Raw genomic sequence first — 23,526 nt, 5'->3', positions numbered from 1 at the left:
GAACAGGGTAGTCTGTGAGTATTTACAGGAGGTGAAGGATGAAAACACTGGGCCTGATTGGCGGTATGAGCTGGGAGTCCACTCTGCCTTATTATCAGTTACTTAATGAAGGTATTAAAGCGCGACTGGGTGGTCTGCACTCCGCCAAAATTGTATTACATAGCGTTGATTTTTATGAAATTGAGGCTTGCCAGGCTTCAGGGCAGTGGGCAAAAGCCGGGGAAATACTTGCCTGTGCAGCGCAGGGCCTGCAGGCGGCTGGTGCGCAGGGCATTGTATTGTGTACCAATACCATGCACCGGGTTGCAGACCAAATTGAAGCGGCCTGCTCGTTGCCATTTTTACACATTGCCGATGCTACAGGGCGCAACATTGCTCAGGCCGGAATTCAACGCCTGGGGTTGTTGGGTACCCGCTATACCATGGAGCAGGATTTCCTGACAGGCCGCCTGGCACAAAACTTTGGCCTGGAGTGCCTGGTACCGCCCGCAGAACAACGCCAGAATATCAACCGGATAATCTTTGATGAACTGTGTATGGGCCAAATCACTCCAGAGGCGAAAACCGCTTTTCTGGACGCCATCGAAGGCCTGATTGCCCGCGGGGCGCAAGGGATTATTCTCGGCTGTACGGAAATTGGTTTACTGATCAAGCAGGAAGATGTTCCCCTGCCTGTCTTTGATACCACTGCGATTCATGTTGAAGATGCCCTGGCGTTTATGCTGGCGGATTGCCCTGCTTAAGTAAGGATGCAAGTGGCTGCGTGACAGTGGTTATGGCCTGGGACATATGCGCACTGAAGGCATCAACCAGGGCGGAAGCAGGGCGGTGCAGTGGGCGAATCAGGCTCACTGTGAACGGGACGTCCACACTAAAAGGCCGGACGATGATATCGCGCCCGGCATAATCCAGAGCGGTAAAAGGATTCACGACCGAAACCCCCACGCCCGCTTTCACCATGGCACAAATTGACGCCGCACTGTGGGTTTCCACCACCATGCGGCGTTTAACTTTATGCTCCTGAAATAATGCATCCAGCAACTGGCGATAGCTGTCCTGGCGAGACAAACTAATAAAGTTTTCACCACTAAAATCAGATGGCTCCAGGCAAGGTTTGTTTCCCAGTGGGTGGCCGGCGGGTAGTACGCATACTTCATTGAGTGTTGCCAGCGTCTGGCGTGATGTACCTGCCGGTGTGCTGGTGGTTTCTGTTAAGCCCAGGTCATGACGCTGGGCAGACAGCCACTCTTCCAGCACGGGTGATTCCTGGGGAACAATGGTCAGGCTTAACTCAGGGTAACGCGCCAGAAAAGGTTGAATTAAAGCGGGTAGCAGTGACTGGGAAAAAACCGGCAAACACACCAGCGACAGTTCTCCCTGGCGAAATTCACGCAAACTCTCGGCTGCATCAATAATACGGTCAAGCCCATACCAGGAGCGCTGAACTTCTTCAAACAACCGCAGGCCCTGCGCTGTGGGGTGCAACCGCCCACGAACCCGGGTAAATAATTGCAGGCCAGCAATTTTTTCAAAACGCGCCAGTTCACGGCTTACCGTAGGCTGAGACGTGTTCAGGAGCCCGGCAGCCTCTGTCAGGTTGCCGGTTGTCATTACCGCATGGAAGATCTCTATCTGGCGTAAATTGATTGCTGGCATATTGTTCCCCTCCAAAATCCATATCATTTTTGCATGGAGTTAACAAAAAGCGATATTTTTTATTTTTTGCTGAGTATGGCGTAATGGCGTTATTGCCTTTTACCGAGCCGGGAGAATCCGTTATGCCACGTCCGCTGAACACCACTGAAACTGCGTTAAATACCACTCATTTATTACCACTGGTGGAAAAGTTCGGGTGCCCGGTATGGGCTTACGATGCTGACGTTATCACCCGGCAGATTGCGCAACTCGCCCAGTTTGATGTAATTCGCTTTGCCCAAAAGGCCTGTTCAAACACCCATATTCTTCGCCTGATGCGTGAACATGGGGTTCGGGTAGATGCCGTTTCTCTGGGGGAAATTGAGCGTGCTATGGTCGCGGGGTTTGACCCACTTACACATAGTGATGATATGGTCTTTACGGCAGACGTGATTGATGAGGCAACGCTTGAGCGGGTGCGCGAACTGCACATTCCTGTTAATGCCGGTTCGGTGGATATGCTGGAACAGGTCGGCCAGAGTTCTCCTGGTCACCGTGTCTGGCTGCGTATTAACCCGGGGTTTGGTCATGGGCACAGCCAGAAAACCAACACCGGTGGGGAAAACAGCAAGCACGGTATTTGGTATGCAGATTTACCAGAAGCATTGCGCGTGATTCAGCGTTATCAACTGAAACTGGTGGGGCTGCATATGCATATTGGATCGGGTGTCGACTACGGCCATCTGGAACAAGTGTGCGACGCCATGGTCAACCAGGTGGTGCAGTTCGGTCAGGATCTTGAAGCCATTTCAGCTGGTGGCGGTTTGTCTATTCCCTATCATTACGATGAAGAAGCGATTAACACTGCGCATTATTTTGGCCTGTGGAATGCAGCACGCGAGAAAATTGCTGCACATTTAGGGCATCCGGTAAAACTGGAAATTGAACCTGGCCGTTTTCTGGTGGCTGAAGCGGGTGTGCTGGTTACCCAGGTACGCGGCGTGAAAGATATGGGCAGCCGCCACTTTGTGCTGGTGGACGCCGGTTTTAATGACCTGATGCGCCCGGCCATGTACGGCAGTTATCACCATATCTCTGTGTTGCCCGGAGCGGGGCGCAGTGTTGATATGGCCTCCACCCGGGATACCGTTGTCGCAGGCCCGTTGTGTGAATCTGGCGATGTCTTTACCCAACTGGAAGGTGGCATGGTCGAGCCACGCCAGTTACCTGAAGTGCATGTTGGTGACTACCTGGTACTGCATGATACCGGGGCATATGGCGCTTCTATGTCATCTAATTACAACAGCCGCCCATTACTGCCGGAAGTGTTATTCGAGCAGGGCGTCCCGCGCCTGATTCGCCGACGCCAGACCATTGATGAATTGCTGCAACTTGAGCAATGTTAATACAGCAGGAACAGGCAAGGCTGGTTAGCCTTGCTTCGTATGCCAAATCTCTTCACGCAGGAGAATAACTTCTTCTGCCAGATCCCTGCATAGCATGGCTGTCATCAGATGATCCTGGGCATGAACCAGGATCAACGGCACGGCAACTTTCCCACTACCTTCATCTTCGCTGATTAACGCGGTTTGTACTTTGTGCGCTTCTCTGGCTGCAGCATCCGCGTCAGCCAGTGCTTTGCGTGCTTCGTCCCATTGTTTCTCACGGGCCAGTTGCATCGCCTGCATGGCACATGAACGCGCTTCTCCTGCATGAACCAGTAACCCCATTACGCAATTTTCAAAGTCGAACATAATTCACCTTATTTGGTATGCCAAAATTCACAAAACACATCTTACTGGAATACCAAATTTGTCTTGTGAGAATTTCGTCACAGTTTATTAACCTCTCTGATACTACTTTTTGGTATGCCAAATAGAGGTTGCTGTACCCACGTTGACATAACAATAATTGCGATATGAGGTATTAACTCATGGCCTTACAGGAAAAGCTTATCGACTCCCTTGGGAGTTTTGCCACCCGATTCAATAGCTACCGCTATATCATGGCAATCAAAGCTGCATTCATTACACTGATGCCAGTGATTATAGTCGGTGCATTCTCTGTGCTTATCTCGAATATGGTGCTGGATTCCAAAAATGGATTAGCCAGTTTTGAGATGTTCTCTTTCCTTTCAACCCTGAAACCGATTACCAGTGCACTGAATTACGCCACATTAAACTTCCTCAATATCGGTGCGGTGTTTTTAATCGGTATTGAATTGGGGCGGATTAATGGCATGAAAACCCTGTTCCCGGGGTTGCTGGCGGTGATCTGTTTTATCTGTGTCACACCAACCACTGTGGAAATGATGGTGGATGGTCAGTTACATATGGTGAAAGATGTGCTGGCCCGGCAGTTTTCTGATACCCGCAGCTTGTTTCTTGGCATGTTTATCGCCATTTTTTCGGTGGAAATCTATACCTGGCTGGAAAACCGCGACCGCCTGAAAATTAAGATGCCTGACACCGTACCGCCCAATGTGTCTGCCTCTTTTTCTGCACTTATCCCGGCAATTATCACAACATCACTGATTGCCACCCTGGGTTTTATCTTCCATCAGCTCACCGGTATGTATTTATATGATGCAGTATACCAGGTGGTACAGCAGCCGTTGGAGCGGGTAGTACAAAGCTTACCGGGAATACTGTTATTGATGTTTGTTGCCCAGTTATTTTGGGTGATAGGCATTCATGGTAACCAGATGATCAAGCCCATTCGCGAGCCACTTTTGCTTGGGGCGATTACCGTCAATATGTCGGCATTTGAGCAGGGCAAAGAAGTGCCGAATATTATTACCATGCCATTTTGGGATGTTTACATGAGTATTGGTGGCTCAGGCCTGACAATTGGCTTGTTGCTTGCGGTAATGATTGCCACCCGGCGCAAAGAGATGAAGGAAATAGCCAAGCTCTCTATTGGGCCTGGTGTGTTCAATATTAATGAGCCCGTCATATTTGGTATGCCGATTATGCTCAACCCCATTCTCGCTGTGCCTTTCATTATTACACCGCTGGTCACAGGAACGATTGGCTATTTTGCCACGGTAACCGGGTTTGCTGGCAAAGCCGTCGTTATGGTGCCCTGGACAACGCCACCGTTGATCAATGCCTGGCTTTCAACAGCAGGTTCTATGGGCGCAGTGGTAACTCAACTGGTGTGCATCCTGGTTTCGGTACTGATCTATTTACCCTTTGTAAAAATCGCTTCGTACCGTGCAGAGCAGGCACAACGCCAGCAAAGTGCTACACCCACTAATGCGTGAGGGAAATCATGGCATCAATAACGAAAACTATTCCTGATGATTTTATTTTAGGCGCTGCCGCTTCAGCCTGGCAGACGGAAGGTTGGCAGGGCAAGCAGCCCGGGCAGGATTCATGGATGGACGCATGGTACAAACGCGAACGCCATGTATGGCATAACGGCTATGGTCCTGCTGTCGCCACGAACTTCTATCAACGGTACAAAGAAGATGTCGCCCTGATGAAACAGGCCGGGTTGACACATTTTCGGACCTCAATTAACTGGTCCCGTTTTTTCACCGATTACCGTAATGCTGTGGTCGATGAAGACTATGCGACATACATTGATAATGTGCTTGATGAGCTGACTCTTGCAGGTATTGAGCCCATGCTCTGCCTGGAACATTATGAGCTGCCGGCTGAGTTATTTGACAACGCCCGAGGCTGGGCGTCCAGCGAGGTTGTTGAGCTGTTTGTGCGTTACGCCGGGAAAGTATTTGAACGTTTCCATGCAAAGGTACGCCGTTGGTATACGTTTAATGAGCCGGTTGTGGTGCAAACCCGGGTATATCTGGATGCTCTGCGCTGGCCTCATGAGCAAAATACGGGCACCTGGATGCAATGGAATCACCACAAGAACCTTGCAACAGCGAAAGTTATCCAGTTATTCAGGGAAAAAGGGTATCCGGGTACGATTGGCTGCATCCTGAATCCGGAAGTCACCTATCCGCGTTCCAGTGCGGCTCATGATCAAAAAGCTGCACAGATGTATGATTTGTTCTACAACAGGGTGTTTCTTGACCCAATGGTGCATGGTTGCTATCCCGAATTGCTGCTGGATACACTCGCCCGCCATGAAGTTGCCTGGCATTACAGCGAAAACGATCTTGCTGTGATGCGGGATAACTGCGTTGATGAACTGGGTATCAATCTGTATTACCCCCATCGGGTTCAGGCGCCTTCTCATGCCTGGAACCCGGAAACGCCCTTTCACCCTGCCTGCTATTACGAGCCTTTTGCACTGCCCGGACGGCGAATGAATACATCCCGGGGTTGGGAAATCTACCCACAAATCATTTATGACATGGCTATGCGCCTGAAAACGGACTACCGCAACATACCGTGGTTCATCGCAGAAAATGGTATGGGCATTGAAAATGAAGGGCGTTTTCGTAACAGCGATGGTGTAATTGAAGATGACTACCGCATTGAATTCTATAGCGAACATCTCTTTCAGGCATTGCGTGCCCGTGAAGTTGGCGCAAATTGCCTTGGCTATATGGTGTGGGCTTTTACTGACAATGTTTCGCCAATGAACGCATTCAAAAACCGCTATGGGCTGGTCGAAATCGACCTTGAAAATAACCGTGACCGTCGCCTGAAAAAATCAGCACACTGGTTTCGCCAGATTCGCGATTCAAGGGTGTTGGCTTTGTCACTTGATGATGAATGGAAATAGGGGATAACCATGAAACGTATTGTACTGTGTTGTTCTGCCGGGATGTCCACTTCACTGGTGGTGACCAAAATGCGTAAGGAAGCCGAGCAGCGTGGCATGACGGTTGAAATTTACGCAATTGCGGAACAGGGCCTGCGTGATGAACTGGAAAGCTTTGGTGCTGATATTCAGGCGGTGCTGCTGGGGCCGCAAGTGCGGTTTAAATTGGCTGAAAACAAAAAGTTGACGGATGCACACCAGATCCCGATAGCCGTTATCGATCCTGTGGCCTATGGCACGCTTAACGGTGCGAAAGTTCTCGATCAGGCAATGAGTTTGGTAAGCTAGCATAAATTTCCGCCGGGAACAGGCGTGTGGCGTTTTTCCCGGCGGCTTTATGCTGATTGTAATGCTCGCAGGTGACATCGTGGAAAAGATGGCCGTTCCGCCAGAAAAAAAACAGTATCAGGAGATAGGCGACGATCTCAGAAATCATATTATTCAGGGGCTGCATCCTGTGGGATCCCGTTTGCCCACTGAGCGCATGATTGCTGAAAAATATGGGGTCAGTCGCACTATCGTCAGGGAAGCGCTGCTTATGCTTGAACTGCAGGGTGTGGTGGATATTCGCCAGGGATCCGGTGTGTATGTGATGCGTATTCCGGCGGAAAATGAAGAGGAAGAAGAGCGCTTTTTTAATAGTGAAATTGGTCCGTTTGAAATGCTGCAGGCCAGGCAGTTACTCGAGAGCAATATTGCTGCCTTTGCGGCGAAAATGGCGACGAAAGCCGACATCGATAACCTCAAACGCATTCTGGAGCAAGAGCAGCGTGCTATTGCGCTGAATGATACCAGCCAGGATAACAATAAGGTTTTTCACCTGGTGCTGGCGGGGTCTTCACAAAACCAGATGCTACTGGAGACTGTGGAAAGTATCTGGCGCCATATGGATGCCAGCCCGTTATGGCAGCACATGCGCGGGCATATTGAAACGCGTGCTTACCGGCTTAAATGGATGGGGGATCACCAGACCATTTTGGCCGCACTCCGCCGCCGTGATGTGATGGGCGCATGGCAGGCAATGTGGCAGCATTTAGAAAATCTCAAACACAGTATGCTGGAGTTCTCTGATGCAGACGCACCAGATTTCGATGGTTACCTGTTTGAATCTGTTCCCATTTTCCAGGGGAAACTGCAATGATAATCCAGCCTCTGTACCAGGCTGCGCATTTTGCACCACAGGTTACCCGCTGGCTCACCGAAGCTTTCGGTGGGGCAGATTATGCTGGTTTTTATGCCAGCGTAGTTCAGCACAGCCAGCTGCCTGGCGCTTTGCCCGTTACTTTTGTTGCCAGTGAACAGGGGCAACTTTGTGGGACGGTAGGGTTATGGCGGTGTGATTTGATAAGCCGCCAGGATTTATGGCCCTGGCTGGCAGCCCTGTATGTCGATACCCCATGGCGTGGGCAAGGGCTGGGGGAGTCGCTACAGCACCATGTAATGCAGTACGCCCGCAAACAAGGGTTTAGTGACCTGTATCTGTATTCGGCCTGTAAAGAGTACTACGAGCGCTTTGGCTGGCACTACATTGGTGACGGGCTGGATGCGCCAGACAAACCCGTTCATCTCTACCATCAGTCGTTATGAGAGTCCGCAGGCGCCGTGACTGAATGGCGGCGTACCAAAGTCGGGCTGAACATATGCGTAATTTCCGGAATGGGCCTGTTTTCCGCAAGGGCAAGCGCTAACTCTGCGGCCTGTGTCGCCATGGTGACGATAGGGTAACGTACTGTGGTTAATTGCGGGCGCATGTACCTGGAAATGAGAATATCATCAAAGCCAATCAGTGAAATTTCCCGTGGCACTTCGATGCCATTATCGCTTAAAACCCCCATCGCACCTGCTGCCATTGAGTCGTTATAACAGGCAACGGCAGTAAAATTGCGCCCTCTGCCCAGCAACTCGGTCATTGCCTGCTCGCCGCCACTTTCATCTGGCTCGGCAAAAGCCACCAGCCTGTCCTGGGTGGGGATATCATGAGCTTTCAGGGCATCGTAATAACCTTGCAGGCGGTCAGTGGCATCAGATATCTGGTGGTTGGAGCACAAGTAACCAATCTCTGTATGCCCTTGCTGAATCAGGTGCCGGGTGGCAATAAATGCACCATAGCGGTCGTCCAGTGCCACACAGCGTTTTTCATAACCAGGTAGCGTACGGTTGATTAACACCATTCCGGGGATTTGCCGCATCAATGGAACCAGTTCATTGTCCGGGATCATCTTGGCGTGAACCACCAGTGCGGCACAACGGTGGCGTATCAGTTGCTCAATGGCCTGGTGCTCTTTTTTCTCAATATGGTAGCCATTGCCTATCAGCAAGAAATTGCCCGTGTGGTAAGCCACTTGTTCTACTGCTTTTACCATCGCCCCAAAAAAAGGATCAGAAACATCACCAACGACCAGACCAATCGTTTCAGTATTCTGTTGTGCCAGCGCCCGTGCATTTGCATTGGGGTGGTAGTTCAGTTCCTGCATAGCACTTGTCACCGCCAGGCGTGATGCCTCGCTGGCCTTTGGGGAGTCATTGATGACGCGCGAAACAGTGGCGACAGAAACACCTGCCAGCCGGGCCACATCCTTTATTGTCGCCATAGCAGACCTTATTTTAGGGGAAGCGATTACACTTTCTTTAGTGTTGCGGAAAAACCCCATCACATCAAGTAAATGCCTGCTGCTCTGCCAGGCCATCTCACAAAAAAAAGCAAAATAGTGTAATCGGTTTATGTGGGATGAACGGAAAGCGTGTCAGGGCAAATTTTTGCTTACACTTTGCGAAAGCCTGTTGCGATTCCCGGGTGGCGGTGTAAAGGAGCCTGCTGATACATTGATTGTCCCAGAGGTATTGATAGGTGATGTCAGCCAATTTCAGCTGAACACATGAATTACACCAGCCTGCGCGGATGCGCAGGTTTTTTTTTGCCTTTTTTCAGGGTTGTAACATAAACCGGGAAAGGACATACCTGGTTGCAATTCGCCCAATTTACTTGCTTTTTAGAGGTGGTGTATTACCTGTCTACCGGTCAGGATAAGAGTCCCAGAGGTATTGATAGGTGATGTCAGCCAATTTCAGCTGAACTCAAGCATTACACCAGCCTGCGCGGATGCGCAGGTTTTTTTTACTCTGCAGATATTCAGTCGCTCCCGTCTGGCAAGTCGTGTACTCTCTTTCCCTGTATTCATTTCTGACTGTACAGGTTTCCGACTACAAAGGGAGTTGATATGCTTTTTGGTCTTTTTCGCGCAGTATTCAGAATAATGTTTCGCGTCACTGTCAGTGGGGATAAAACGGCACTGTCCAGTGAGCGGGTGCTGATTACGCCGAATCATGTCTCTTTTCTCGATGGCGTATTGCTGGCGTTGTTCCTTCCCGTCAGGCCCGTTTTTGCGGTTTATACCTCCATAAGTAACCAATGGTTTATGCGCTGGTTGCGCCCCATTATTGATTTTGTTCCGCTGGACCCGACAAAACCGATGTCGATAAAGCACCTGGTTCGCCTGGTGGAGCAGGGCAGGCCGGTAGTGATATTCCCGGAGGGGCGTATCAGTACAACGGGTTCACTGATGAAAATCTATGATGGTGCCGGGTTTGTTGCTGCCAAAACACAGGCGACTGTTGTACCGTTGCGTATTGATGGTGCTGAACTGACATTTTTCAGCCGCCTGAAAGGGGTGGTCAAACGCTGCCTGTTTCCACGAATTACGCTGCATATCCTTCCCCCGACCTCATTGTCTATGCCACAGGCCCCTAAAGCGCGTGACCGCCGCCGCATGGCCGGGGAAATGCTACATCAAATCATGATGGAAGCGCGTATGGCTGTTCGCCCGCGCGAAACGTTGTTTGAAGCGCTGTTGTCAGCACAGCACCGCTATGGTTCCCGCAAAAACTGCATTGAAGATATCAATTTCACTCCAGACACCTACCGGAAGTTACTGACCAAGATCCTCTTTGTTGGCCGGGTACTCGAAAAATACAGCCAGAAAGGCGAGCGAATTGGCCTGATGTTGCCTAATGCCGGTATTTCGGCCGCAGTTATTTTCGGGGCTGTTTCCCGGGGGCGAATTCCGGCCATGATGAATTACACGGCCGGGGTTAAAGGGCTGACCAGCGCGATTACTGCCGCAGAGATTAAAACGGTATTCACGTCCAGGCAGTTTCTTGATAAAGGCAAACTATGGCACCTGCCGGAGCAACTGACTCAGGTTAAATGGGTATTTCTCGAGGATTTAAAAGCCGATATCACATTCAGTGATAAGGTCTGGATCTTCGCACATCTTCTGGTGCCTCGCTGTGCTCAGGTCGCTCAGCAACCTGAAGACGAAGCTCTGGTTTTGTTTACTTCCGGTTCTGAAGGCCACCCGAAAGGCGTGGTACACAGCCACAAAAGCTTGCTGGCAAACGTTGAGCAAATTCGCACTATTGCCGATTTTTCCGCGCATGATCGCTTTATGTCGGCGCTACCCTTGTTCCATTCATTCGGGTTAACCGTTGGGTTATTAACCCCTTTGCTGACAGGTGCCGAGGTTTTTCTCTACCCGAGCCCGTTACATTACCGGGTTGTCCCTGAACTGGTGTATGACCGTAACTGCACGGTGTTATTCGGTACTCCTACATTCCTCGCCAATTATGGGCGTTTTGCTAACCCTTACGATTTCTTCAAAGTTCGCTATGTCGTGGCTGGGGCCGAAAAACTCCAGGAAACAACCCGCGCATTATGGCAGGAGAAATTTGGGTTACGTGTGCTGGAAGGTTATGGCGTGACGGAATGTGCTCCCGTGGTATCAATCAATGTCCCTATGGCCGCAAAAAGTGGCACTGTGGGGCGTATTCTTCCGGGAATGGATGCACGCTTGTTGGCCGTACCAGGTATCAGTGAAGGCGGGCGGTTACAGCTCAAAGGGCCTAATATCATGAAAGGTTACTTGCGGGTAGAGAAACCGGGCTTTCTGGAAACGCCTTGTGCAGAAAACCAGCATGGTGAGTCTGAAGAGGGCTGGTACGACACTGGCGATATTGTTGCGTTTGATAACCAGGGGTTCTGCGTTATTCAGGGGCGCGCAAAGCGTTTTGCCAAGATTGCCGGGGAAATGGTTTCACTGGAGGCCGTCGAGCAACTGGCGCTGGGAGTTTCCCCGGAAAAATTACATGCCACGGTTATCCGCCATGATGCCAGTAAAGGTGAAGCGCTGGTGCTGTATACCACAGACAGCGAACTGACTCGCGAACGTTTGTTGCGCCAGGCGCGTGAGCAGGGCATGCCAGAACTGGCGGTTCCCCGTGATATTCGCTTCCTTAAACAATTGCCGTTGCTGGGCAGTGGCAAGCCTGATTTTGTTACCCTGACCAGTATGGTTGCTGAAGGAGAAAACGTTAATGGCTAAGGCGCCAGAGGTGCAGCAGGGGTTGTATTCGCGTGGCATGATGGCGGTGATGGTGGCGCAGTTTCTGTCTGCGTTTGGCGATAATGCATTGCTGTTTGCCACGCTGGCAGTACTGAAACAGCAATTCTACCCGGACTGGAGCCAGCCTGTACTGCAAATGGTATTTGTTGGCGCCTATATTTTGTTTGCTCCTTTTGTGGGGCAGTTTGCGGACAGCCTTGCCAAAGGGCGAGTAATGATGATTGCCAACGCCCTGAAATTGTTTGGCGCAGCGGTGATTTGTGCCGGGTTTAACCCGTTTGTCGGCTATACCCTGGTTGGTATTGGCGCGGCGGCATACTCGCCAGCGAAATATGGCATTTTGGGCGAGCTGACTACCGGTGACCGTTTAGTTAAAGCTAATGGTTTGATGGAGTCCTCAACTATTGCCGCCATTCTTATGGGCTCAGTGGCCGGGGGAGTACTGGCCGACTGGCACATACTGGCGGCACTGGGAGTGTGTGTACTGGTTTATGGCGGTGCTGTTGCAGCAAACTTTTTGATTCCCCGCCTGCAACCTGCACGTACCGGGTTATCCTGGCATCCGGGAAAAATGGTGGCGCACTTTTCTTTGGCCTGCCGCACACTCTGGCACATGGGAGAGACCCGTTTTTCACTGGTGGGTACCAGCATGTTCTGGGGGGCAGGGGTGACTCTGCGTTTCTTATTGGTGCTGTGGGTGCCTGTTGCGCTGGGGCTGACGGACAACGCTACGCCAACCTATCTTAACGCGATGGTGGCGATTGGCATTGTGGCTGGTGCAGGAGCTGCCGCGCGCCTGGTAACGCTTAAAACGGTTGCCCGGTGCATGCCTGCCGGGGTGCTGATTGGTGTCGGTGTGGCCTTTTTTGCCGTACAACACAGCCTGTTGCCTGCTTATATCCTGTTGATGGTGATTGGTATGTTGGGCGGCTTTTTTGTTGTGCCACTGAATGCTCTGTTACAGGACAGAGGTAAACATACTGTGGGAGCAGGCAATGCTATTGCAGTCCAAAACCTGGGTGAAAACATCGCCATGTTGCTGATGCTTGGCCTCTACTCACTGGCGGTGAAAGTGGGTGTACCGGTGATTGGCATTGGTGTTGGGTTTGGTGTGTTGTTTGCTGTGGCTATCAGTGGCCTGTGGGTGTGGAAGCGCGGCCAGGATAAAAAAGCCCGCCAGCGCACAGCGCCTTAACGGGCCAGGGGTAACGTTGCCTGTGAAAACAGGCAACGCAGTGGTTATGGTGCCGGGTAGGTATAGCGCTTGTGTACCGCTTCCAGCTCTGCCAGCACATCTTCAGACAGTGTCAGGTTATAGCTGCCAATATTTGTTGCTAACTGTTCAATACTGGTTGCCCCCAGCAAGGTGCTGGCAACAAACGCCTGCTGGCGAACAAATGCCAGCGCCATCTGTGCCGGGTCCAGATTATGGCGTTTTGCCACGTCGACATAAGCGGCTACGGCCTGTTCTGCCTGTTCACTACTGTAACGGGTAAAACGGCTGAATAATGTGTTTCTGGCACCCGCCGGGCGGGCTCCATTAAGGTATTTACCTGTCAGCGTACCAAACGCGAGGCACGAATACGCCAGCAACTCTACACCTTCATACTGGCTCACCTCTGCCAGGCCTACCTCGAAACTGCGGTTAAGCAAACTGTACGGGTTCTGAATGGTCACAATACGCGGCAGGTCGTGTTTTTCTGCCAGATTGAGATAGCGCATCACGCCCCAGGCGGTTTCGTTGGAAACACCGATATAACGAATCTTCCCGGCGCGTTGCAATTCCGTTAAGGCTTCCAGCGTTTCCAGCAACGTCACCGCAGGCTTGTTTTCAGTCCAGGTATAACCCAGCTTACCGAAACAGTTGGTGGCACGTTGTGGCCAGTGAACCTGATACAGGTCAAGGTAGTCGGTTTGCAGACGTTTCAGGCTGGCATCCAGCGCCGCACGGATATTTTTGCGGTCAAGGCACTGCTCTGGCCGGATTCCACTGTCACTATTGCGTGAAGGGCCACTCACTTTTGAAGCAATAACCAGTTTTTCCCGGTTACCACGTTTATGTAACCAGTTGCCCACGTAGGTTTCGGTCAGCCCCTGAGTTTCCGGGCGGGGGGGCACGGGGTACATTTCTGCGACATCTATCAGGTTAATGCCCTGGTTTACGGCGTAGTCGAGCTGAAGATGGGCCTCAGCTTCGCTGTTTTGCTCACCAAATGTCATTGTCCCAAGGCCCAGGGCGCTGACTTCAAGTGAGCTGTGGGGAATACGGTGATAATGCATAGCCGGTTTCCTTCTTTTTGTTGTTTACAACGAGTCGCTTCCCGACAACAGTTTCCTGCCATTCAATTGTACAGGCGGGTTGGCGTGCAGACTGCGAGGCCTCATGGGGCCAGATTTATCGTGACGTATTCTGCAAGCCCACCACAATTTAATTGCTGGGGGCTATCAAAATGGCAGAGCGGGCGGCAAAGGGGAAGTAAAAAATTACAGGCTGGCACAGAGCCAGCCGGGTTGAGGTTTAGCGTTTGATAATTTGTGAAACTTCGTTGCGGTTGATTTGTAACTTATTCCCTTTCTGGTCTTCATAGCTGATCATGCCAGTGTCGTTATCAACCTGAGGCTTACCATCAGTAAGGATCATTCGGCCATCTTTGGTTGCCATAACGTAATCGCTGCTACAACCAGAAACAGTAAAAACCAGACCCACGGCGGAAATGGCTACAGCCCATTTATTCATCATTATTTTCCTCTCAGGGTTGCGAAGTTATACTAGTAATAGCGAATTGGGCGGAATTCAGGAAGCAGTATATTCTGAAAAAATGTAAATAAGTGCGCGTTGGTCACGCGCACAGTAAAATTAATGCGAGTTTTTTTTATTTCGTAACAAATTCAGGCTTTCTACGGCAATTGAGAAGAACATTGCGAAATAAATGTAGCCCTTAGGTATATGGATGCCGACGCTTTCCAAAATGAGGGTGAAACCCACCAGGATCAAAAAAGAAAGTGCCAGCATTTTTACTGAAGGATGACGGCTGACGAACTCACCAATCGGCCTGGCCGCGAACATCATAATACCGACGGCAATCACTACGGCCGCCATCATTATGAACAGGTGGTCAGACAAACCTACCGCGGTAATCACCGAATCCAGACTGAAGATAATATCGAGCAGCATGATTTGAACAATGGCACCGAAAAAAGAGTGCACATTGGTACGTAAATTCTCTTCATCACCTTCTATTGTTTCATGAATTTCTTTACTGGCTTTCCAGATAAGGAATAGCCCGCCAGCCATCAGAATTAAATCACGCAATGAAATTGCATGGCCCGCCAGAGAGAAAAGTGGATTCGTTAAGCGCGTTACCCAGGCAATTGAGGCCAGTAACAGTAAACGCATTACCATCGCACCCATCAAACCGAGACGGCGAGCTTTGTTTTGTTGTGCTTTGGGAAGTTTGGCAACCACCAGAGAGAGAAAAATAATATTATCGATACCCAGAACAATTTCCAGCAGCGTCAGTGTTCCCAGCGCCAGCCATGCATTGGGGTCGGTTATCCACGCAAATAACATCAAAAAACCCTGAAATAAAAGAAAGGGAATATTATATACCCAAACCTGAATGAGTTGCAGGGCTGCCCGCTACAAGGGCTCCGGGTGCGTTGTTTCTGAGTGGATCGGCTGGCGATATTTCTGGCTGGCAGGTCTGACACATGCTGGCTGTTGTGAACTACAACATGAAGTGGCGCGCGAGAATAGCGCCCGTGAAATTTTTCTTTAAATAGAAGCCGCGGGGTAGTGTCATTATGGGCTGCCCGTTTTCCCCAATGGCTTCGGTCAGTGCTTTGCTGTTAGCGGCTTTGGGGCGAATTTGCAGTACTTCGCCGTGGCGTGCGGTTATGCGCTCAACCTGGCCCAGCACAATCATATCCATCAACTCTTCCCAGTCACGGCGTAACTGGTCATCTTCTTCTTCAGAAGGCGACCACAATAATGGTGTGCCGACGCGGCGTTCACCTGGTGGAATACTGCGCTCACCTTCAACAGGAACCCACAACACGCGGTGCAGTTTATGGCGCACGTGGCTGGTTTCCCAAACCACACCTGTATTACCGGTGAGTGGGGCAACACACACAAATGTGGTTTCCAGTGGTCGCCCCTGAGCATCTATTGGAATGGTTTTCAGCTCAATCCCCAGGTTGGCAAAATCCTGTTCAGGCTTACTCCCGGCGCTGGCGCCTAACCAGCGTTCGAGCAAAACCCCGGTCCAGCCTTTGTCACGCTTCAAATTTGGTGGGGTGCTCATTCCGGCCAGTGTTGCCAGTTCGCCTAATGCCATACCCGCCAATTGTTGCGCCTGGTTAACCAGTTCCAGTTCGCTTGAAGGGGGGTGAGGCAGAGGACGAAGGACAGCCATAACAATATTCACCTGAGTGATTAAAAATTGAACGCGTAAGTGCAGGGTTATCCACTCAGTTTACCGTTGTGCTAAAAGAAATTACAGTTTTATGATTTTTAAGCTATTTTTAATTATTCATCCACAGGATTATTTAGCGCTCTGAAGGTTTTCCAATTCTGGTCACTGGGAATAAACAGGATCTTACACCGGGTTATCCACAGAAAAATGGGATAACCGGGAAAAGTGGCAACTACTGGTTTGATTTACAGCCTTGACTTGCGAATAAAATCCAATTTTCAGACAAATTGTGCCTAAGATACTGGCATAATCTGTGGATAAAATCGACGCTGGTTGATCTTTCATCAGTAAGCCGATCCTTAATGTGATGAATATCACCTTTCAGAGCTCGGTTGTGGTGATTTCTTTTTTAATATAATGATATTTATGAAGTTAATTTCTCGCTTAATGCGAGGGCTACGCAGTCTGTCACTAGTTTTCCCTGAGTAATACGGTACTTCTTCACAATGATATCCACAGAAAAAGTGAATAAAACCGCTGTTATTGCTGTGTGGGTGTTTATAACTGTGGCGTGTTCTGTGAGTTATTCAATTGTTATTCGTTTGTACTTGCCCACATACAGTGGTTTACCGCCATACAGGAGTATGAAACAATCAAACGCATCCAGGTTTATTTTGAGGTAGTCCAGTGATCGATGATGATGGCTACCGCCCGAATGTAGGTATTGTGATCTGTAATCGCCAGGGACAGGTAATGTGGGCCAGACGTTTTGGTCAGCACTCCTGGCAATTCCCTCAGGGAGGTATAAACCCCGGTGAGTCGCCTGAGCAGGCGATGTACCGTGAGCTTTTTGAAGAAGTCGGATTACAGCGTAAAGATGTCCGGATTCTTGCCTCGACCCGAAACTGGTTACGTTACAAATTACCGAAACGTTTGGTGCGTTGGGATACAAAACCCGTCTGTATAGGCCAGAAACAGAAGTGGTTTCTTTTACAGTTGATGAGCAATGATACTGATATCAATATGCAAACCAGCAGTACGCCAGAGTTTGATGGCTGGCGCTGGGTAAGTTACTGGTATCCGGTTCGCCAGGTTGTTTCCTTCAAACGGGATGTCTACCGGCGCGTAATGAAAGAGTTCGCCAGCGTTGTTATGGCATTGCAGGATATCGCGCCGCAACGTAATACGGCTGCTAATGCTAACTATCGGCGTAAAAGAGGTTAATACAGGCGATATATGTTAACGCGGTTGCGAGAAATAGTAGAGAAGGTCGCCAGTGCGCCTCGTTTAAACGAGGCGCTGGATATTCTGGTTACTGACATCTGTCAGGCGATGCACACTGAAGTTTGCTCGGTATATCTGGCAGACCAGGACAGGCGTTGTTACTACTTAATGGCAACCCGTGGGCTGAAAAAACCACGTGGGCGAACCATCACACTGGCGTACGACGAAGGCCTGGTTGGTCTGGTCGGGCGCCTTGCTGAGCCTATTAACCTGGCTGATGCACAAAAACACCCCAGTTTTAAGTATATTCCTGCGGTTAAAGAAGAACGCTTCAAAGCCTTTCTGGGTGTACCTATTATCCAGCGCCGGCAGCTATTGGGCGTACTGGTGGTACAGCAAAGAGAACTTCGCCAGTTTGATGAAAGTGAAGAATCTTTTTTAGTTACCCTGGCCACGCAAATGGCCGCCATTCTGTCGCAATCTCAACTGACCTCTTTATTTGGCCAATACCGCCAAACCCGTATTCGTGCGCTGGCGGCATCGCCAGGGGTGGCCATAGGTCCCGGGTGGATGGATACCACATCGCCACTGATTGAGCAGGTCTCAGAAGCTTCAGCACTGGATAAAAGCCTTGAGCGTGAGCGCCTGACGGGAGCACTGGAAGAGGCTGCTAATGAATTTCGTCGCTACAGCAAGCGCTTTTCTGCTGGTGCGCAAAAAGAAACGGCTGCAATTTTTGACCTTTATTCGCACCTGCTGAGCGACGCCCGCCTGCGCCGTGAGTTATTCGATGAAGTTGACGGTGGGTCGGTTGCTGAGTGGGCTGTTAAAAAAATCATTGAGAAATTTGCTGCCCAGTTTGCTGAGCTCACTGATGGTTATCTGAAAGAGCGCGCCGGGGATTTACGCACACTTGGCCAGCGCATTCTTTTCCATCTCGATGATACGATTCAGAGCCCGGATACCTGGCCTGAGCGCTTTGTTCTGGTGGCGGATGAGCTATCTGCGGCAACCCTGGCAGAGTTACCCACAGACAGGCTGGTGGGGGTTGTCGTGCGGGATGGTGCCGCCAACTCACACGCTGCAATTATGGTTCGCGCTCTGGGTATCCCCACGGTTATGGGGGCGGACATGCAACCCGGCTTGTTGCATAACCGAACCCTGGTGGTCGATGGTTACCGTGGTGAAGTGCTGGTCGACCCGGAACCGGTACTGGAGCAAGAATATCAGCGGCTGATAACCGAAGAGCTTGAGCTGAGTAAACTGGCTGAAGGTGAAGTTGAGCAACCCGCGCAACTGAAAAGCGGCGAACGTATCCAGGTGATGCTCAATGCCGGCCTTAGCCCACAGCATGAAGATAAACTGGGCGACCGAATTGACGGGATTGGGTTATACCGCACCGAAATCCCGTTCATGTTACAGGCTGGTTTTCCTTCAGAAGATGAGCAGGTGGCGCAGTACCAGGGTATGTTGCAAATGTTTAACGGTAAGCCTGTTACTTTGCGAACACTGGATGTCGGGGCTGATAAACAACTGCCTTATATGCCTATCAGTGAAGAGAACCCGTGCCTTGGCTGGCGCGGGATCCGTATCACTCTGGATCAACCTGAGATCTTTCTGGTACAGATGCGCGCAATGTTGCGGGCTAACGTAGCCAGCGAAAACCTGAGCATTTTGCTGCCAATGATAACCAGCCTCGATGAAATCGACGAAGCCAGGCGTCTGATTGAGCGGGCTGGGCGTGAAGTAGAAGAAATGCTGGGGTACGACATTCCCCGTCCGCGTATTGGCATTATGGTGGAAGTGCCTTCTATGGTGTTCCTGCTGCCGGACCTGACCGGGCGGGTTGATTTTATCTCTGTAGGTACCAACGACCTGACTCAGTATTTACTGGCGGTTGACCGGAACAATACGCGTGTGGCAAGCCTGTATGACAGTTTGCATCCGGCTGTATTGCGCGCGCTGAAAATGATTGCCGAACAAGCAGAACAGGTTGGCCTGGATTTATGCGTATGTGGCGAAATGGCCGGTGACCCGATGTGTGTTGCGCTTCTGGTTGGCCTGGGGTACCACCATTTATCAATGAATGGCCGTTCGGTGCCTCGTATTAAATATCTGTTACGTCATATTGAAATCGCAGAGGCGCAGGAGCTGGCAAAACGCGCACTGGAACTACAAATGACCACGGAAATTCGCCATCAGGTGGCGGCATTTATGGAGCGCCGTTCCATGGGCGGGCTGATTCGCGGTGGACGTTAGGCGGTTTTAACTGCTGAATAGTTCTTTACAACTCATAACCCGCTGGCTGTCGCCTTTATGATATTATGCGCGCTTTCTGGCGCGTATGCTCCGTGTGCGCATGACCAACTGTCTGCTTTTTGGCAGAAAAATAAGCGTTTATATGGTGACTATGAACACTGGCTATCTGCATTTCCCTGACTTCGACCCGGTCATTTTCTCTCTCGGCCCTGTCTCCCTCCACTGGTATGGTGTTATGTACCTGGTCGGGTTCGTTTTTGCTATGTGGCTGGCAACGCGGCGGGCCAACCGCCCGGGAAGCGGCTGGACAAAAAATGAAGTGGAAAACTTACTGTATGCGGGTTTTCTCGGTGTCTTTTTAGGTGGCCGTATTGGTTATGTCCTGTTTTATAATCTGCCATCGTTTCTTAATAACCCGCTGTATTTATTCAAAGTGTGGGATGGCGGTATGTCGTTCCATGGCGGGTTGATTGGCGTTATTTGTGTGATGCTTTGGTTTGCCCGTCGCACGAAACGCACTTTTTTCCAGGTATCTGATTTTATTGCACCATTAATTCCGTTTGGCCTGGGCGCCGGGCGTCTGGGTAACTTTATCAATGGTGAGTTGTGGGGGCGTGTTGACCCGAATTTCCGTTTTGCCATGCTGTTTCCTGGCTCTCGTAGTGAAGATATCGCGCTGTTACCTGGTCACCCGCAATGGCAGGCCCTGTTTGATAAATACGGCATGCTGCCCCGCCACCCATCTCAACTGTATGAACTGTTCCTCGAAGGGATCGTACTGTTTATTATTCTGAATGTGTTTATTCGTAAACCTCGCCCTGCTGGGGCTGTATCCGGGTTATTCCTGATAGGCTATGGCGCGTTTCGTATTATTGTCGAATTCTTCCGCCAGCCTGATGCGCAGTTTACTGGTGCCTGGGTTCAGTACATCAGCATGGGGCAAATTCTCTCCATCCCAATGATCCTGGCTGGCGTGGCGATGATGGTCTGGGCATATCGCCGCAAAAGCCAGCCGCAGTTATCGTGAGAAAACATGAAACAGTATCTTGATTTGATGAAAAAAGTGCTGGATGAAGGCACGTTTAAGAATGACCGTACTGGTACCGGTACGCGTTCAATCTTTGGTCACCAAATGCGTTTTAATCTGCAGGAAGGCTTCCCGCTGGTGACGACAAAACGCTGCCATTTGCGCTCAATCATCCATGAACTGTTGTGGTTCCTGAAAGGGGATACCAACATCGCTTACCTGCGTGAAAACAATGTCTCAATTTGGGATGAATGGGCTGATGAAAACGGTGACCTGGGGCCTGTATATGGCAAACAATGGCGCGCGTGGCCCACACCGGACGGTGAGCACATTGACCAGATTACCCGGGTTATTGAACAGCTAAAAAACGACCCTGATTCACGCCGGATTATCGTTTCCGCATGGAATGTGTCTGAACTGGACAAAATGGCACTGGCACCTTGCCATGCGTTCTTCCAGTTCTATGTTGCCGATGGCAAGCTGTCCTGCCAGTTGTACCAGCGCTCTTGCGATGTGTTCCTTGGCCTGCCGTTCAATATTGCCAGCTATGCTCTGCTGGTGCATATGGTGGCGCAACAGTGTGATTTGATCCCCGGCGACTTTGTCTGGACTGGCGGCGATACTCACCTGTATATGAATCATCTTGAACAGGCAAATCTGCAACTGACCCGTGAACCTCGTCCGCTACCTAAGCTGGTTATCAAGCGTAAACCTGCGTCGGTATTTGACTACCAGTTTGATGACTTCGAAATCGAAGGCTACGACCCGCACCCGGCAATTAAAGCACCAGTGGCTATCTAAGTGCGGCTCGTCTAACAGCTCACAGCAAACAAGAGCTCTTGTTTGCCAGTAACCCAGGCCTGCATCCTGCGATGCGGGCTTTTTTTTTGCCTGCCATCTTTGACGTTAACGGTATGAACGGCATACTTTTTCGGTACCGCTCGCAATGCCGTGTAACGTTTACATTCCTTGTTAAGTTTTTGTCGGCCGGCCTTCCTGAACCGTTATATCTGTCTTCACTTCTTCTGCAGCGCTCTGGCACATTGCCGCCATGAAAAAACGAAACAGTGCGGGTTTTACACTCTTGGAAATGTTGGTTGTTATGGTGATTGTCGCGGGGTTGTCTGCCGGTGGGCATACCCAGTGGATGCGCTGGCAACAGCAACAGCGTTTGGTGCAAAGCATCAATCTGTTACGCGCATTTTTAATGGCATGGCGCGATGATGCCAACTGGAACAATCAGGACGTGCGTTTGTATATCCATCATGAAAATAGCTTGTGGTGTATCAGTACAACTGAACATATTCATGGCGGGTGTGCCTCATCACCCCGTCAGGTTTATACCCCGGTAACACCTGAAATTCAGTTGGTGAGCATGACTGACGGGCTGGGGTTTTACGGTGCCCGTAACACTGCCCGCACTGGCCGTATAACTGTGCGCAGCCCGGCAGGTGAAGGGCAGCTTATTGTCTCCGCGTGGGGGAGAATTCGCGTATGTTTGCCTGGAGACACATCATGCGAATAGCCAGGCAGCGTGGTTTCACTCTTATGGAACTGATGATTGCCCTCGCCATTAGCGCGGTTTTATTGCCTTCTGTGCTGAAGATCCTGCCCTTTCTCACTCTTCAGGTAAGCCGGGAAACACAGCGTATGCAACTGGATGACGAGCTCTGGCAACTGGCATTTACGGTGAGTAAGCATATTCAACGTGCTGGTTACTGTAATGGTGAATGTGCAGGTTCGCCCGTATACCTGCAACCGGGGTGTCTGGTTGTACAGTGGGACAGCGACAGCTCGGGTAAATGGCCTGTTTTACCTGCCGCGCAACCCGCTCAATTTGGGTTTCGCATTCAGGGCGAAAGCCTGCAAACCAGCCGGGGTTCCCTGGGTTGCCAGCAAGGTACCTGGGAGCGTATTACTGACCCGGAATGGGTGGCCGTGACTCATTTTACTGTCGCATCATCAACACAGAACCCGGCAGTTTTTGAAGTCTCGCTGGCAGGGTACTTACGCCGTTACCCTCAGGTTCGCCTGTCTGTGCTGCACAGTGTGGTGGGGTATAATCTGCCATGAAAAAGCAAGGTGGCGCATCATCGCTGGTGGTTGTCCTCATGCTGTTTTTGTTAGGGCTGTTAGTCCTGGCCGGGCAGGCACAGCAGTATGAAATGCGTTTTCGCCGTATCCACCAGGAGCGAACGGCCCTGGCACAATGGAATATGGCGTTTACGTTGCTGGCATGGGGAACTCAGCAGCAATGGTCTCCGGCAACTGACTGGCTTTGCCAGACACCGGCAAATAGTTCAGGGCGTGCCTGTATGCGCCAGATTTCTCAAAACCGTGTATTACTGGCGGCAAGCCCGGAAACGCCCGCAGAGGAACATAATGCAAAGCCGCATCTGGTCTTATGGCGCTGGGGAACACTAACAGACACCGGTATTACCTGGCTGCCACGGGGGTGGATCGATTTTTGTCCATTATCTGAGAGTAAAGCATGCGCATTGCCGTAGTGCGTAACCAGCAAGGCTTCAGCCTGGTCGAAACCCTGGCTGGCGTAGTTATGTCCGCATTGATGTTGGCGGCACTGGTGGCATTGCAGCATGCATTGTCGCAGGGTATACAGGCGCAGCGCGAATTCTTAATGGTCGGGCGTTTTGCCAGCCAGCAAGTTAATGTAGTTGCCCCTGATTTACCTGAAGGCTGGCTTTTAAGTCGTTCACGGCGGGAAGAGGGAGCATGTTTTACCCTTCAGGTTCAGTTGGTAAGCCCGGGAGGCAGACAGGGCGAGCTATCTCGTTTACATTGTCCACTGGCACGGTAGTCAGGAGTT

The 23,526-nt window shown here is 50.7% G+C and carries 25 protein-coding genes; 17 read left to right on the top strand and 8 right to left on the bottom strand.

The window, feature by feature from the left end; genetic code table 11:
* Window positions 1-38: 38 nt before the first annotated feature.
* A complete protein-coding gene (locus DT73_RS00960) occupies window positions 39-743 on the top strand; it encodes an amino acid racemase (protein WP_036102695.1) in 705 nt (234 codons plus the stop codon).
* Here the strand turns inward: DT73_RS00960 and DT73_RS00955 are convergent.
* Window positions 718-1,656 (bottom strand): LysR family transcriptional regulator, encoded by a 939-nt coding sequence (locus tag DT73_RS00955; protein ID WP_036102693.1) that lies wholly within the window; start codon window positions 1,654-1,656, stop codon window positions 718-720. The two genes, DT73_RS00960 and DT73_RS00955, sit on opposite strands and share 26 nt — an antisense overlap.
* 122 nt (window positions 1,657-1,778) lie before the next feature.
* Here DT73_RS00955 and lysA point away from each other — a divergent pair, with 122 nt between their 5' ends.
* Window positions 1,779-3,041, top strand: coding sequence for a diaminopimelate decarboxylase (lysA, locus tag DT73_RS00950; protein ID WP_036102691.1), 1,263 nt, complete (start codon window positions 1,779-1,781; stop codon window positions 3,039-3,041).
* 24 nt (window positions 3,042-3,065) lie between these two features.
* Here the strand turns inward: lysA and DT73_RS00945 are convergent, their stop codons facing one another.
* Complete coding sequence (locus DT73_RS00945; protein ID WP_072006883.1) at window positions 3,066-3,389, bottom strand: PTS lactose/cellobiose transporter subunit IIA; 324 nt, start codon at window positions 3,387-3,389, stop codon at window positions 3,066-3,068.
* Between the two features lie 179 nt (window positions 3,390-3,568).
* On the opposite strand from DT73_RS00945, the gene DT73_RS00940 reads away from it, so the two are divergent.
* The 5 genes from DT73_RS00940 to DT73_RS00920 all read left to right on the top strand — a co-directional run bounded on the left by DT73_RS00940 (window position 3,569) and on the right by DT73_RS00920 (window position 7,962).
* A complete protein-coding gene (locus DT73_RS00940) occupies window positions 3,569-4,900 on the top strand; it encodes a PTS sugar transporter subunit IIC (protein WP_036102687.1) in 1,332 nt (443 codons plus the stop codon).
* Between the two features lie 8 nt (window positions 4,901-4,908).
* Complete coding sequence (locus tag DT73_RS00935; RefSeq protein ID WP_036102684.1) at window positions 4,909-6,336, top strand: glycoside hydrolase family 1 protein; 1,428 nt, start codon at window positions 4,909-4,911, stop codon at window positions 6,334-6,336.
* Between the two features lie 9 nt (window positions 6,337-6,345).
* Window positions 6,346-6,663 (top strand): PTS sugar transporter subunit IIB, encoded by a 318-nt coding sequence (locus DT73_RS00930; RefSeq protein ID WP_036102681.1) that lies wholly within the window; start codon window positions 6,346-6,348, stop codon window positions 6,661-6,663.
* Between the two features lie 79 nt (window positions 6,664-6,742).
* The gene (locus DT73_RS00925; protein WP_036102897.1) at window positions 6,743-7,516 is read left to right on the top strand and encodes an FCD domain-containing protein; all 774 of its coding nucleotides are present in this window, start codon (window positions 6,743-6,745) and stop codon (window positions 7,514-7,516) included.
* On the top strand, window positions 7,513-7,962 hold the full coding sequence (locus DT73_RS00920; RefSeq protein ID WP_036102679.1) for a GNAT family N-acetyltransferase: 450 nt from the start codon (window positions 7,513-7,515) through the stop codon (window positions 7,960-7,962). Before DT73_RS00925 ends, DT73_RS00920 begins: the two co-directional genes overlap by 4 nt.
* Here the strand turns inward: DT73_RS00920 and galR are convergent.
* Window positions 7,950-8,966, bottom strand: a complete 1,017-nt coding sequence (gene galR / locus DT73_RS00915; protein WP_036102677.1) for an HTH-type transcriptional regulator GalR — start codon at window positions 8,964-8,966, stop codon at window positions 7,950-7,952. The genes DT73_RS00920 and galR overlap by 13 nt on opposite strands.
* A gap of 627 nt (window positions 8,967-9,593) precedes the next feature.
* On the opposite strand from galR, the gene aas reads away from it, so the two are divergent.
* Both aas and lplT read left to right on the top strand, forming a co-directional pair.
* Entirely contained in the window at window positions 9,594-11,753 is a 2,160-nt protein-coding gene (aas, locus tag DT73_RS00910; RefSeq protein WP_036102675.1) for a bifunctional acyl-ACP--phospholipid O-acyltransferase/long-chain-fatty-acid--ACP ligase, read from the top strand.
* Window positions 11,746-12,969: a lysophospholipid transporter LplT gene (gene lplT / locus DT73_RS00905; protein WP_200874759.1), complete on the top strand. Its 1,224-nt coding sequence runs from the start codon at window positions 11,746-11,748 to the stop codon at window positions 12,967-12,969. The genes aas and lplT overlap by 8 nt, the downstream gene beginning before the upstream one ends.
* A gap of 44 nt (window positions 12,970-13,013) precedes the next feature.
* On the opposite strand, the gene DT73_RS00900 is transcribed toward lplT, so the two are convergent.
* The 5 genes from DT73_RS00900 to DT73_RS27010 form a co-directional block, all read right to left on the bottom strand.
* A complete protein-coding gene (locus tag DT73_RS00900; protein ID WP_036102673.1) occupies window positions 13,014-14,054 on the bottom strand; it encodes an NADP(H)-dependent aldo-keto reductase in 1,041 nt (346 codons plus the stop codon).
* Between the two features lie 238 nt (window positions 14,055-14,292).
* Window positions 14,293-14,511, bottom strand: coding sequence for a YgdI/YgdR family lipoprotein (locus DT73_RS00895; RefSeq protein ID WP_036102670.1), 219 nt, complete (start codon window positions 14,509-14,511; stop codon window positions 14,293-14,295).
* Between the two features lie 120 nt (window positions 14,512-14,631).
* Complete coding sequence (locus tag DT73_RS00890) at window positions 14,632-15,345, bottom strand: TerC family protein (RefSeq protein WP_036102668.1); 714 nt, start codon at window positions 15,343-15,345, stop codon at window positions 14,632-14,634.
* A gap of 157 nt (window positions 15,346-15,502) precedes the next feature.
* A complete protein-coding gene (gene mutH, locus DT73_RS00885) occupies window positions 15,503-16,189 on the bottom strand; it encodes a DNA mismatch repair endonuclease MutH (RefSeq protein WP_036102666.1) in 687 nt (228 codons plus the stop codon).
* 113 nt (window positions 16,190-16,302) lie between these two features.
* Window positions 16,303-16,434, bottom strand: a complete 132-nt coding sequence (locus tag DT73_RS27010; RefSeq protein WP_342768386.1) for a hypothetical protein — start codon at window positions 16,432-16,434, stop codon at window positions 16,303-16,305.
* Between the two features lie 442 nt (window positions 16,435-16,876).
* Here DT73_RS27010 and rppH point away from each other — a divergent pair, with 442 nt between their 5' ends.
* The 8 genes from rppH (at window position 16,877) to DT73_RS00845 (ending at window position 23,517) form a co-directional block, all read left to right on the top strand.
* Window positions 16,877-17,413, top strand: a complete 537-nt coding sequence (gene rppH / locus DT73_RS00880) for an RNA pyrophosphohydrolase (protein ID WP_036102664.1) — start codon at window positions 16,877-16,879, stop codon at window positions 17,411-17,413.
* A gap of 12 nt (window positions 17,414-17,425) precedes the next feature.
* Entirely contained in the window at window positions 17,426-19,672 is a 2,247-nt protein-coding gene (gene ptsP / locus DT73_RS00875; RefSeq protein ID WP_036102662.1) for a phosphoenolpyruvate--protein phosphotransferase, read from the top strand.
* 151 nt (window positions 19,673-19,823) lie between these two features.
* A complete protein-coding gene (gene lgt / locus DT73_RS00870) occupies window positions 19,824-20,699 on the top strand; it encodes a prolipoprotein diacylglyceryl transferase (RefSeq protein ID WP_036102893.1) in 876 nt (291 codons plus the stop codon).
* Between the two features lie 6 nt (window positions 20,700-20,705).
* On the top strand, window positions 20,706-21,500 hold the full coding sequence (thyA, locus tag DT73_RS00865; RefSeq protein WP_036102655.1) for a thymidylate synthase: 795 nt from the start codon (window positions 20,706-20,708) through the stop codon (window positions 21,498-21,500).
* A gap of 250 nt (window positions 21,501-21,750) precedes the next feature.
* On the top strand, window positions 21,751-22,224 hold the full coding sequence (locus tag DT73_RS00860; RefSeq protein WP_036102653.1) for a prepilin peptidase-dependent protein: 474 nt from the start codon (window positions 21,751-21,753) through the stop codon (window positions 22,222-22,224).
* Window positions 22,215-22,772 (top strand): prepilin peptidase-dependent protein, encoded by a 558-nt coding sequence (locus tag DT73_RS00855; RefSeq protein WP_036102650.1) that lies wholly within the window; start codon window positions 22,215-22,217, stop codon window positions 22,770-22,772. Before DT73_RS00860 ends, DT73_RS00855 begins: the two co-directional genes overlap by 10 nt.
* A complete protein-coding gene (locus DT73_RS00850) occupies window positions 22,769-23,206 on the top strand; it encodes a DUF2509 family protein (protein ID WP_036102648.1) in 438 nt (145 codons plus the stop codon). Before DT73_RS00855 ends, DT73_RS00850 begins: the two co-directional genes overlap by 4 nt.
* On the top strand, window positions 23,191-23,517 hold the full coding sequence (locus tag DT73_RS00845) for a prepilin-type N-terminal cleavage/methylation domain-containing protein (RefSeq protein ID WP_036102646.1): 327 nt from the start codon (window positions 23,191-23,193) through the stop codon (window positions 23,515-23,517). Before DT73_RS00850 ends, DT73_RS00845 begins: the two co-directional genes overlap by 16 nt.
* Window positions 23,518-23,526: the final 9 nt, after the last annotated feature.

The sequence above is a fragment of the Mangrovibacter sp. MFB070 genome (assembly GCF_000705335.1).
Classification (GTDB): domain Bacteria; phylum Pseudomonadota; class Gammaproteobacteria; order Enterobacterales; family Enterobacteriaceae; genus Mangrovibacter; species Mangrovibacter plantisponsor.
Note: the sequence above shows the minus strand (reverse complement) of the source record. Positions and strands in the feature narration are given on the sequence as shown.

Coding starts and splice junctions, on each gene's coding strand:
- ptsP (WP_036102662.1), top strand. CDS start 17,426: ATGTTAACGCGGTTGCGAGAAATAGTAGAGAAGGTCGCCAGTGCGCCT.
- galR (WP_036102677.1), bottom strand. CDS start 8,966: ATGGCGACAATAAAGGATGTGGCCCGGCTGGCAGGTGTTTCTGTCGCC.
- DT73_RS00930 (WP_036102681.1), top strand. CDS start 6,346: ATGAAACGTATTGTACTGTGTTGTTCTGCCGGGATGTCCACTTCACTG.
- thyA (WP_036102655.1), top strand. CDS start 20,706: ATGAAACAGTATCTTGATTTGATGAAAAAAGTGCTGGATGAAGGCACG.
- DT73_RS00845 (WP_036102646.1), top strand. CDS start 23,191: ATGCGCATTGCCGTAGTGCGTAACCAGCAAGGCTTCAGCCTGGTCGAA.
- DT73_RS00860 (WP_036102653.1), top strand. CDS start 21,751: ATGAAAAAACGAAACAGTGCGGGTTTTACACTCTTGGAAATGTTGGTT.
- DT73_RS00945 (WP_072006883.1), bottom strand. CDS start 3,389: ATGTTCGACTTTGAAAATTGCGTAATGGGGTTACTGGTTCATGCAGGA.
- DT73_RS00960 (WP_036102695.1), top strand. CDS start 39: ATGAAAACACTGGGCCTGATTGGCGGTATGAGCTGGGAGTCCACTCTG.
- mutH (WP_036102666.1), bottom strand. CDS start 16,189: ATGGCTGTCCTTCGTCCTCTGCCTCACCCCCCTTCAAGCGAACTGGAA.
- DT73_RS00935 (WP_036102684.1), top strand. CDS start 4,909: ATGGCATCAATAACGAAAACTATTCCTGATGATTTTATTTTAGGCGCT.
- aas (WP_036102675.1), top strand. CDS start 9,594: ATGCTTTTTGGTCTTTTTCGCGCAGTATTCAGAATAATGTTTCGCGTC.
- DT73_RS00955 (WP_036102693.1), bottom strand. CDS start 1,656: ATGCCAGCAATCAATTTACGCCAGATAGAGATCTTCCATGCGGTAATG.
- DT73_RS00920 (WP_036102679.1), top strand. CDS start 7,513: ATGATAATCCAGCCTCTGTACCAGGCTGCGCATTTTGCACCACAGGTT.
- DT73_RS00890 (WP_036102668.1), bottom strand. CDS start 15,345: ATGTTATTTGCGTGGATAACCGACCCCAATGCATGGCTGGCGCTGGGA.
- DT73_RS00900 (WP_036102673.1), bottom strand. CDS start 14,054: ATGCATTATCACCGTATTCCCCACAGCTCACTTGAAGTCAGCGCCCTG.
- lplT (WP_200874759.1), top strand. CDS start 11,746: ATGGCTAAGGCGCCAGAGGTGCAGCAGGGGTTGTATTCGCGTGGCATG.
- lysA (WP_036102691.1), top strand. CDS start 1,779: ATGCCACGTCCGCTGAACACCACTGAAACTGCGTTAAATACCACTCAT.
- DT73_RS00850 (WP_036102648.1), top strand. CDS start 22,769: ATGAAAAAGCAAGGTGGCGCATCATCGCTGGTGGTTGTCCTCATGCTG.
- DT73_RS00855 (WP_036102650.1), top strand. CDS start 22,215: ATGCGAATAGCCAGGCAGCGTGGTTTCACTCTTATGGAACTGATGATT.
- DT73_RS00940 (WP_036102687.1), top strand. CDS start 3,569: ATGGCCTTACAGGAAAAGCTTATCGACTCCCTTGGGAGTTTTGCCACC.
- lgt (WP_036102893.1), top strand. CDS start 19,824: ATGAACACTGGCTATCTGCATTTCCCTGACTTCGACCCGGTCATTTTC.
- DT73_RS00895 (WP_036102670.1), bottom strand. CDS start 14,511: ATGAATAAATGGGCTGTAGCCATTTCCGCCGTGGGTCTGGTTTTTACT.